This is a genomic window from Protofrankia symbiont of Coriaria myrtifolia, assembly GCF_900634755.1.
In the GTDB taxonomy this organism is placed as follows: domain Bacteria; phylum Actinomycetota; class Actinomycetes; order Frankiales; family Frankiaceae; genus Protofrankia; species Protofrankia coriariae.
On record NZ_CAAAFS010000150.1, the window covers coordinates 19,220 to 27,709 of the forward strand.

General features: G+C 70.7%; 6 protein-coding genes. All 6 read right to left on the reverse strand.

Annotation, left to right across the window (positions count from 1 at the left end; translation table 11 throughout):
• Positions 1–3: 3 nt before the first annotated feature.
• Positions 4–1,224 carry a hypothetical protein gene (locus tag CM1CMNOD_RS08405; protein ID WP_013873246.1) on the reverse strand — a complete coding sequence of 407 codons (1,221 nt, stop codon included), beginning with the start codon at positions 1,222–1,224 and terminating at the stop codon, positions 4–6.
• The gene (gene lysA, locus CM1CMNOD_RS08410; protein WP_013873247.1) at positions 1,221–2,558 is read right to left on the reverse strand and encodes a diaminopimelate decarboxylase; all 1,338 of its coding nucleotides are present in this window, start codon (positions 2,556–2,558) and stop codon (positions 1,221–1,223) included. The genes CM1CMNOD_RS08405 and lysA overlap by 4 nt, the downstream gene beginning before the upstream one ends.
• An 88-nt stretch (positions 2,559–2,646) precedes the next feature.
• Complete coding sequence (locus CM1CMNOD_RS08415; RefSeq protein WP_083828211.1) at positions 2,647–3,888, reverse strand: ATP-grasp domain-containing protein; 1,242 nt, start codon at positions 3,886–3,888, stop codon at positions 2,647–2,649.
• Positions 3,889–3,920: 32 nt separating this feature from the next.
• Positions 3,921–5,246: an MFS transporter gene (locus CM1CMNOD_RS08420; protein ID WP_013873249.1), complete on the reverse strand. Its 1,326-nt coding sequence runs from the start codon at positions 5,244–5,246 to the stop codon at positions 3,921–3,923.
• A 3-nt stretch (positions 5,247–5,249) separates the two neighbouring features.
• Positions 5,250–6,860 carry a B12-binding domain-containing radical SAM protein gene (locus tag CM1CMNOD_RS08425; RefSeq protein WP_013873250.1) on the reverse strand — a complete coding sequence of 537 codons (1,611 nt, stop codon included), beginning with the start codon at positions 6,858–6,860 and terminating at the stop codon, positions 5,250–5,252.
• Between the two features lie 36 nt (positions 6,861–6,896).
• The coding region (locus CM1CMNOD_RS08430; RefSeq protein ID WP_207387479.1) for a B12-binding domain-containing radical SAM protein at positions 6,897–8,490 on the reverse strand (1,594 nt) is incomplete at its 5' end.

The following is an 8,490-nucleotide window of genomic DNA, read 5'->3' on the forward strand; positions in this document are numbered from 1 at the left end:
GTGTCAGCGGATCCGCGGCGGATCCGTGAGCGTGCTGTCCGGCCGGATGCCGAGAGCCCCGTCGACGGCCCGCGCGGCGAGGTAGTCCCCGCCCGGGCCGGTCAGGGCCGTGAGCCATTCCGGCGGCGCGCCGGCCGGGGGGACCACGAGTGACCACGTCGGGGACAGGTCGGCGCCGCGCAGGAACTTGCCCCGGTAGGAGCCGGCGCCCAGCTCGACGCTGCCGAGCCCCCGGTCCATCGCGAGCCGGACCGGCCCGTAGACGGCCAGGTTGAAGTACGCGAACGGAGCGCAGCGGTCGGAGAAACCGGCCGCCCGAACGGCCAGGGCGTCCCCCCAGGAATACGTCAGGGCGAAACCCACCACCGCGCCGCCGTCGTACTCCAGCAGGACATGGCTGTGGGAGTCCAGGAAGGGCACCTGGCCGGCGAGGTAACGGGTCATCGCCTCGTCCGAGTCGGACGCCCCGTACTTGCGCTGGGTATGGCCGAGCAGCGGCCCGATCTCCGCCACGCACGCGGACAGCGGCGCCGAACCGATCGCCTCCGCGGCCTCGGTGAAGCGCCGTTCCTCCCGGTACCACTCCCGGCGGGAACGGGCGGACAGCGTCGGGGTGGCGAACGGCTCCCGGGTGACCGGTCGGACGGTGGCCTCCGCGGACAGCGGTGCCGCGTACGGGCCCGGTGTTCCGTCCAGGGCGACGCGCCAGGCCGCGGCGCACTCCGCCGCGTGGGTCTCCGGCACGTAGAGCATCGCGACGCTGCCCGCGCCACTGCCGGCGGCGTGCTCCGTCACGGCCCGGAACAGGCGGATGAGGACCCGCTCCCGCTCCGGGGGAGCGAGCGCGGGATCCACCAGCACGCCACCGTGGTAGCCGGCGCGGGAACCGACGAGCAACGCGGGCAGCCAGCGCCGGCGCTCCGGCGGGGACAGCGCGACGCCGTTGGGGGTGAGCAGTTCCGCCACGACGTCGTAGGCGGCGTTCATGGACGGGACGGTGCCACCGTCCCACAGGTAGCAGGGGACGGCGCCGACGACCCGCGCGTCCCGCGAGTACGCCGCCAGGTAGACGGTGTCGACGCCGGCGGCCGTCTCGGCCCAGCGCAGCCAGGGGTAGCTCAGGTAGAAGCTGCGCCCGGCGGCGAGCCGGGCCCAGGTCTCCTCCCCGATCTCGGCTATGCCCCTGACCATGCCGACCTGGTAGGTGCCGACCTGGTGGGTCATGCTGGCTTCGTCGTCCCGGCCGCGGCGGGCCCGGCCTCCGCATCCACCTCCGCCGAGACGAGGTCCTCGTAGGTCTCACGCCGCCGGATCAGCCGGACGTCCCCACCGTCGACCAGCACCTCCGCGGGGCGGGGAAGGCTGTTGTAGTGGCTGGCCATCGTCATGCCGTAGGCGCCGGCGGTGAAGATGGCCAGGACGTCCCCGGGCCGCAGCGACGGGAGGAGCCGGTCCTTCGCGAGGTAGTCGCTGGACTCGCACAGCGGGCCCGCGACGTCGTAGCGTGCCAGGTCCGGCTGGTCGTGCTCGCCGGTACGGCCCACCGGGGACAGTCCGTTGCGCGGCCGGGCCGGCCACAGGAAGTGGAACGTGTCGTAGAAGGCGGTCCGGATCAGGTGGCTCATCCCGGTGTCGGTGATCACGACGTTCCGCGAGCCGGAGGTCTTCAGGTAGCGCACGCTGGCCAGCAGCACGCCGGCGTTGGCCGCGATCGAACGGCCGGGTTCCATGACGACCGTGCCGCCGGCGGCCACGAAGGAGCGCAGCTTCGGCGCGATCACGGCGGCGAAGTCCGACCATCCCGGGACGCCGGATCCCTCGTAGTCCGCGGGGAAACCACCACCGATGTTGATCGTCGGGACGGGGGCGCCGTCGGCTGTCAGCTTCTCCGTCACGGTCAGCACCTTGTCCACGGCGTCGCCGTAGGCCCGCGGGTGGAAGACCGGGGAACCGAGGTGGAAGTGCAGGCCCTCCGGCCGCAGCCACTCATCGTCCACGGCCAGCCGGTACACCTCGTGCACCCGGTCGAGGTCGATCCCGAACTTGCCGCCGCGACGCCCGGTCGTGGTCTTGGCCGGGGTGCGGGAACCCACCGCGACGTCCGGGTTGACCCGCACGGCCGCCCCCGCCGGCATCCGGCACTCGGCCGCCGCCCGGGCGAGGGCGCGCATTTCACCCTCGGACTCCACGTTGACGCAGCGGATGCCGGAGCGCACCGCGTACCGCAGCTCCTCGTCGGACTTGCCCACGCCGGCGAAGACGATCCGCTGTGCGGGCACCCCGGCCAGCAGCGCCCGATACAGTTCGCCGCCGCTGACCACGTCCACGCCCGCGCCCGCCGCCGCGAGGCCCCGCAGCAGGTGGATGTTGCTCAGCGCCTTGACCGAGAAGCAGATCAGCGGCGCGAGGTCGGCGAAGGCGTCCGCCACCTGCCGCAGGTGGGTGACGAGGGTGCCGTGGGAGTACACGTAGACCGGAGTGCCGAAACGGGCCGCGATGTCCTCCACGGCCACGTCCTCCACGTACAGCACGCCGTCCCGGTACGTGAAACGATCCATGCATTCTCCCGGATGAGCTGAGTCACGCACCATGGCGATCGTCGCGAGATGGGGTGGGTGCCTGTCGCAACGCCCCGGACGGCCGGGATCATGCGGGCAGGTAGAGACCCTGAACCTCCAGCTCGCGGATACGCCGATAGGCACGCTCCAGTTCCCGCTCGTCGTCGGCGAGCAGGTAGAGGTGCCCGGGCGAGGTGAACAGGTCCACCGTCCGACGTACCCGCGACCCGGGGCGCAGGTTCAGCGCCGACCCGCACAGAATACCGGGCATACGGGCGATCTCGTCGAGCCCGGCGGCGGCCATGATCCCGTCGTACGGGGCTGTCAGACAGACGACGTGCAACTGCCGGCGCAGGTCGTACGGCGTGCCGAGCCGGGTGGCGAACCCGGCCGGGTCGACGTAGCGCAGCACCGTGAGGCTCACCTGGCTGTCACCGGTGGCCGCGACCGGCCCCCGCGGGGTGACGCCGCCCTCGAGCCGGGCGCCGCACTCGATGATCACAGGTCCGTCGTCGTCGACGAACAGCTCTGTGTGCGCCGGCCCCTCCCGTATCCCGAGCGCGTCGAGAACCCGCAGGACGTAGGGGACGGCGACGTCCTGCACGTCGCCGCGGGCCGGCAGCAGCCGCTGCCTGTCGTAGACCGGCTTCTCCCGCACGAACAGCCGGTCGTCACGCCAGATCTCGTGGACGTGGTGACGGCCCTCGATGCTCACGCTGTTGACGAAGTACTGCTGCCCGGTCAGCCTCTCCTGCACGAGGACCCCGTCGTTGCGCAGGCCGAGGGCGTTGTACGCGCGGTCGAGCGTGGCCAGTGCCGAGCGGGCCTGGGCCGGGCCGGCGCAGAAGACGACGCCGTCCGAGCCGGCGCTGTCGCGCGGCTTCACCACGACCGGCCAGTGCCGCCCGTGGGCGGCCCAGGTCAGCATCTGCTCCTCGTCGTCGGTCACCAGGCTCGCCGGCGTCCGCAGGCCCGCCGACCGCAGCCGTCGCATCATGGCGTACTTGTCCCGGCGGGGCCTGCCGGGCAGGTGCGCGTTGCCCGGCAGGCCGAGCAGCGTGGTGAGCTGGTCGGCCAGGTCCACTCCCCACTCGGAGCCGGCGAGCACCTGGTGGGTGCCGAGCCGGCGCAGCAGCGCGGCGGTGGCCGCGGGGTCCGTGGCGGCCTGGACCACCTCGACGAAGTCGTCGGGGCGGAAGGATGCCGCGTAGGACGCCGGTGGTTCCCCCTCGACGACCGCTACGGACTCCCAGCCGTGCCGCGCGAACTCCGGGGCGAGCTGGGAACCGGTCGAGAACGGCGCCACGATGGCGATCCTGTGTGCTGCCACGTCCGTATTCTGTCAGCGTCGTTCCGGCGGTGTCATTCCGCCATCTTCACCATACTTTCGGTGACTGAACCCTCGGTGGTGGTCTGGATGGGCAGGCTGTGCCCGGCCTCGGCGGGGCCCATGGCCCGCTGCCCGACCGGCAGCGGGACGCCGACGAGGGATCCTCGCCGGCTGGTGACGGCCACCGCGGCGAGGACGCAGGCGAGCGGGGCCAGGCAGCGGCCCGCCGCGGGCCCGAAGTGATCCACCGCCAGCCCGGACAGCAGGTTGCCGGCCGACCCGCCGACCGCCATCATCGTCGACACCCAGGCGAACGTCTCGTTCGTCCTGCCGTCGGGCGCGAGCGTCCCGAGCAGCCCGAACTCCTCGGCGCTGACCGCGGCCATCGGCAGGCCTGCGAGCGGCAGGGCGACGGCGATCACCGGCAGGGGGAGCGGTAACGCCAGCGGCAGCATCCCCAGGAAGCACAGCCACAACAGCGCGGCGTAGCGGTCGGCCGGCCGGCCGCGGCGCCGGCCGGCGCCGTAGTACAGGCCGCCGACCGCGCTGCCAACCGGGACGAGGGCGAGCAGCACGGCACCGCCGGCCGCGGTGAGCGCCGAGGAGCCCGCCGTCGCCGGGATCGCCACCTCCAGGGCCGCGAACGCCGCCGCCACCAGCGCCGCGGCCAGCAGCACCACACCGATTCCCGGCAGGCGCCACAGCGGCCCCCGGTGCCGCCGTCGCCGCCGTTCCCGCGTCCCGGTGGACAGCCGCGACATCACCGGGGAGGTCGCGTAACCGATCGATCCGACGCCGAGGCAGCCGCCGGTCACGAGCACCGCCACCGCCGGCGTCGAGACCGCGGTGAGCAGCCCCACCAGGGCCGGCCCGACGACGAACAGCACCTCGACGGTGACGGCCTCCAGCGCGTTCGCCGCGTCGAGCAACGGCCCCCGTGGCACGAGCTGTGCCCAGGCGGCCCGGATCGTCGCGCCCACCGGGGCGAGCGTGAGCCCCGCCAGCCCCGTCAGGACGAACACGCCGACGTCGACCCGTGACCCGCTCACCGCCAGGATGGCCACCAGGACGGCGGGGTGCGCGACGCCCAGCACGCCGACGACCGGTCGCAGCCCGACGCGGTCGATGAGGGCGCCGAGCAGGGGGCCGGAGACACCCAGGGCGGCGGAGAACACCGCGAGCACCGCGGCGGCGGCGGTGTACGCGTGCGTCCGCTGCTGGACCAGGAAGAACAGCGCGAGGGGCTCCAGCGCGAAGGTCAGACGCGTGAGCTGGCCGGGTAACAGGGCCCGCGTGACGCCCGGCCGCCGCCACAACGCGATGTACAGCCTGGCCCCGGTCGGGAGCGGATCCGTCATCGGTCAGCCGGTGATGTCGCCGGTGATGTCAGCTGTGGCGGGATCCCGCCCCGCGGGGGAAGCGTCACCGGGTTCCCGGTGGGTCCCGTCGTACTGGTCGATCAGCGACCCGTTCAGTGCGTTCGTCAACCGTAGACGCTCCTGTAGTAGATCGTAATATCCCAGATGCCGGGACGGCATCGGGGAGAGGTAGACACTGACGACCTCCGGTACCCGCTCGATGTCGAACTCCAGCCGGTCGGCCTTCGCCCGGAAGTCCGCGGTGCCGGGCAACAGGGTACGGTTGAAAATGTTGAAGTACGGCGTGGCGTCGGATTCGTGACGGGTCAGCTCCTCCTTCAGTTGTAGACAGCGGTCCAGGTAGAGGTCGTGGGCGGCTCGGTCGTCCTCGTCATGTCCGATCAGCACGTTGAAGGTCTGGTAGATCACACCGAGATCGAGTATCGCCCGGATTATCTCGAACTGTTCCTGGAAGGACCGCAGCTTCCGGAACCGGGTGGTTGGCTCCTCCCCGAGATATTCCAGGGAGAGCTGGACACGGTAACATCCCGACCAGCGTTCACCCGAGCGGTCGCTCCAGAACATGGCCGCCATCAGCTCCTCGTCCAGATGTCCCGGGTCGAGGAACTTTCCGAACTCCAGGCCGTTGGCGAACTCCCAGGAGAACCCGTGGGCGCGGGCCAGGCGGAATATCTCCAGCACCTCGTCCCGGCCGCCCGCATGCAGCGGGGAACCGTTCCCGTCCCGCTGCATGCGGGAGAGGATGTTGTCCTCCTGGAAGAGGATGTTCGATATCCCGGCCGACCTGAAGTACGCGAAATGCCGCGCCACGGTGTCCGGGCTCATGTACCGGTAGCGGCCGCGTATCGGTGTGGCGCAGAAGGCGCAGGCCCGGTGGCAGCCGCGGGAGGTCTCGAAGCAGGTGAAGGGGGCGCGCACCGTGGGCGGCGGGGTCCCCTCCCCGGTGTCGTCGTACAGCGAGAGGTCCGCCACCAGGTCCAGCGCCATCGGGGGGAGCTCGTCGAGGTCCAGCGGTGGGCCGCCCACGACCACCACGCCCGCGCCGTGCCCGCGGGTACGCACCAGGGAGCCGACGGGAATGCCGCGCGCCCGCGACTCGACGACGCGGGCGAAGGCCACCTCGCCCTCCAGTTGCACCGCGACGTCGAAGCCGTTGTCCAGGTACCACTCGGAGCGTGCGGTGACGTCCATGCCGCCGGCCACCAGCAGGGCCTCGGGATTCACCCGCCTCATGTGCCGGGCGAAGTCCGCCACGACCCGCGCGGAGTTGGTGAAGTTGTTGCTGATCCCGATGACGTCCGCGTCGCGTATGTCGTCGTCGTACGACTCGAAGGCCCCGCCGTGGCGGTAGCAGTCGATCATGTCGGGGCCGTAGGGAAAGGACGCGTAGTGCTGCGGCTCGGCGTCGCCGACCTGGGCGTCGACGATACGGAACCGCGCCTCGACACCGCGTTCCGCGAGGTGCTTGCGGGCCCCTGCCGCGAGAGTCACCAGGGCGCTCTTGGGGTTGCGGACCCGGACCGGACTGATGGTCAGGCCCTGCCCGCGGAATCGTTGGCCGGGGTACGGCGCGTAGAAAAGGGTGACGCGCATCGCCTCGTCCTCTGTCCGTCCTCGTCCGGTGCCCGGTCAGCCGGCGTATATACCGTCGTAGCGCCGGTGCAGTTCCCGGTCGTTCAGCAGGTTCGTCATGTGCAGTCGTTTCTGGTAGATGTCCCAGTAGGAGAAGTGGTCGGTCTCGACGGCCGACAGGAATATGCCGACCAGCTCCGGGTGCTCCTCGATGTCGAAAGCCAGCAGCGAGCGCAGGCTGGTGTAGTCCGTGGCGCCGGGGAGCAGCGCCAGGTTGAAGACGTTGAAATACGGCTGGTAGGTGGAGCCGCCCAGCGCGGACAGTTCACTCTTGATTCTGAGGCAGTAGTCACCGAACAGGTCGATGCCCTCCGGATCGTGCTCGGGATATCCGATGAAGAGGTCGTAGGTCTGGTGCCCCACGCCGTGGTCGGTGAGCATCGTCGCCAGGATGTCCACCTGCTCGTCGACCCCCAGCAGCTTCGGGAAGCGCTTCTTCTTGATGTTCATGTTGTCCAGGGGGATCTGGACACGGTAGCAGCCCACCCAGCCCTCGTCGGTCACCGTGCTGTCCAGCAGCGCGGCGGCCAGTTCGTGGTCGAAACGGCCGTCCTGCATGAACTTGCCGAACTCGATGCCGTTGGCGAACTCCCACGCGAAACCGTGGCCGCGGATGAGGTCGAACATCTGGAGCAGTTCTTCCCGGCCCCGCTCGTAGAGATAGTCGCCGGTGCCCTTCCGCTGAATTCGGGACAGCGGATTGTCCTCCTGCCACACGATCGTGCGGACGCCCAGGGAGCGGAAGTACTTCAGGTGCCTGTCCATCGCCTCCGCGGACATGTAGCGGTAGTGCCCCCGGGACGGCGCGCTGCAGAAGGAACAACGCCAGGCGCACCCGCGGGAGGTCTCCCAGCAGATGAAGTTCCCGTGGACGCCCGCGGGCGGCGGCCCCTCGGCGGTGTCGTCGAAGAGCGACAGGTCGCCGACCAGGTCCAGCGCCATCGGCTCCAGCTCGTCCAGGTTCACCAGGGCGGACATGTCGATCCTGGTCGCGGTGGGGCGGTCGGCGGTGCAGATGTTGGGGATGTCGTCCAGGCCGCGCCGGTTCGCGACCGCCTCGACCACCCGGCCGAAGACGTGCTCACCCTCGCCGAGCACGACGACGTCCACTCCGCGGCGCAGGTAGTACTCGGGGCGCGCGGTGCAGTCCACACCGCCGACGACGACGGTCGTGCCGGGTTTCACCTGCTTGATGAAACGCGCGAGATCGGCCACGATCTGCGCGCTGTTGGTGAAGTTGCAGGTGATGCCGTGGACGTCCGCCTCTCTGATCTTTTCGGCGGCCTCCTCGAAGGGGACGCCGTAACGGTAGCAGTTCATGATCCGTGGCCCGTAGGGGATGGACTTGTAGGGGACCCGCTGCGAACCGAGCTGCAGATCCACTATCTCGATCTCGCATGACAGCCCGTTGGACGCGCAGAATGCGCGCAGCCCGGCCGCGAGTGTCGGCAGGGCGCTTCTCGGGTTGAACGGCCGTTCCGTGTTGACCGGGTCGGTCTCCCCTTCGAAGATCTGCGAGGGATAGGGGGCGTAGTACAGGTTGACCTTCATGGTGCCGCCTTTCACGGATGGGAGACGGGCGGGGCCGGGC

Coding starts and splice junctions, on each gene's coding strand:
- CM1CMNOD_RS08405 (WP_013873246.1), bottom strand. CDS start 1,224: ATGACCCACCAGGTCGGCACCTACCAGGTCGGCATGGTCAGGGGCATA.
- lysA (WP_013873247.1), bottom strand. CDS start 2,558: ATGGATCGTTTCACGTACCGGGACGGCGTGCTGTACGTGGAGGACGTG.
- CM1CMNOD_RS08420 (WP_013873249.1), bottom strand. CDS start 5,246: ATGACGGATCCGCTCCCGACCGGGGCCAGGCTGTACATCGCGTTGTGG.
- CM1CMNOD_RS08425 (WP_013873250.1), bottom strand. CDS start 6,860: ATGCGCGTCACCCTTTTCTACGCGCCGTACCCCGGCCAACGATTCCGC.